We start from the raw sequence: 1,870 nt of genomic DNA, 5'->3' as shown, positions 1-1,870 counted from the left end.
GTGGTTCTCTCGAAAATTAGCGTTTTTGATCTTTTGTGGTCAAGTTTTTAAGAGCACACGGTGGATGCCTTGGCATTAGGAGCCGAAGAAGGACGTAGGAATCTGCGATAAGCCTGGGGGAGTCGATAACCGGACTTTGATCCCAGGGTCTCCGAATGGGGAAACCCCGCCAGGGGAGCGATCTGCCTGGTGACCCGCATCTGAACACATAGGGTGCGTGGAGGGAACGCGGGGAAGTGAAACATCTCAGTACCCGCAGGAAGAGAAAACAATAGTGATTCCGTCAGTAGTGGCGAGCGAACGCGGATCAGGCTAAACCGTTCCATGTGTGATAGCCGGCGGGCGTTGCATGGTCGGGGTTGTGGGACTTTCCGTACTGTCTCTGCCGGGACAGTGAGGTGTGATGTGCAGGCATAGGTGAACGGTCTTGAAAGGCCGGCCAGAGAGGGTGTGAGCCCCGTAACCGAAATGTTTTGTGCCGCCTGGAGAGTATCCCAAGTAGCACGGGGCCCGAGAAATCCCGTGTGAATCTGTCAGGACCACCTGATAAGCCTAAATACTCCCTAATGACCGATAGCGGACCAGTACCGTGAGGGAAAGGTGAAAAGTACCCCGGGAGGGGAGTGAAACAGTACCTGAAACCGTGTGCTTACAATCCGTCGGAGCATCTGCAGCTTGCTGTATGGGTGTGACGGCGTGCCTTTTGAAGAATGAGCCTGCGAGTTAGTGTTACGTCGCGAGGTTAACCCGTGTGGGGAAGCCGTAGCGAAAGCGAGTCTGAATAGGGCGTTGCAGTGGCGTGATCTAGACCCGAAGCGAAGTGATCTACCCATGGCCAGGTTGAAGCGACGGTAAGACGTCGTGGAGGACCGAACCCACTTCAGTTGAAAATGGAGGGGATGAGCTGTGGGTAGGGGTGAAAGGCCAATCAAACTTCGTGATAGCTGGTTCTCCCCGAAATGCATTTAGGTGCAGCGTTGCGTGTTTCTTACTGGAGGTAGAGCTACTGGATGGCTAATGGGCCCTACAAGGTTACTGACGTCAGCCAAACTCCGAATGCCGGTAAGTGAGAGCGCAGCAGTGAGACTGTGGGGGATAAGCTTCATAGTCGAGAGGGAAACAGCCCAGACCACCAACTAAGGCCCCTAAGCGTGTGCTAAGTGGGAAAGGATGTGGAGTTGCGAAGACAACCAGGAGGTTGGCTTAGAAGCAGCCATCCTTAAAAGAGTGCGTAATAGCTCACTGGTCAAGTGATTCCGCGCCGACAATGTAGCGGGGCTCAAGTACACCGCCGAAGTTGTGGATTTCAGATATTAGCTAAGCCGCCCCTTGTGGGTTGGTTCAGGCGTCTGGAGTGGTAGGGGAGCGTCGTGTGGGCAGTGAAGTCGCGGTGTAAACCAGCGGTGGAGCCTACACGAGTGAGAATGCAGGCATGAGTAGCGAAAGACGGGTGAGAAACCCGTCCGCCGAATGATCAAGGGTTCCAGGGTCAAGCTAATCTGCCCTGGGTAAGTCGGGACCTAAGGCGAGGCCGACAGGCGTAGTCGATGGACAACGGGTTGATATTCCCGTACCGGCGAAAAACCGTCCATGTTGAACAGGGGATACTAACCGCCCGATACCTGACCTATCACCCTTTTGGGGTGTGTGGTTTTTGGTGGAGCGCGGGACCTGATCCTGGGAGGCAAGCGTATTAACAGGTGTGACGCAGGAAGGTAGCCAAGCCGGGCGATGGTTGTCCCGGTCTAAGGATGTAGGGCGAACGGTAGGCAAATCCGCCGTTCATGATGCCTGAGATCTGATGGGACCCCCTCACGGGGGGATTTGGTGATCCTATGCTGCCGAGAAAAGCATCGACGCGAGGTTTTAG

General features: G+C 55.0%; 1 rRNA gene. It reads left to right on the top strand.

The features are described from left to right. Positions 1–37: 37 nt before the first annotated feature. Positions 38–1,870, top strand: a 23S ribosomal RNA gene (locus tag ACZY0Q_RS20995); the annotation flags it as partial.

It is taken from the genome of Pseudarthrobacter lactosi, from assembly GCF_055412785.1.
Note: the sequence above shows the minus strand (reverse complement) of the source record. Positions and strands in the feature narration are given on the sequence as shown.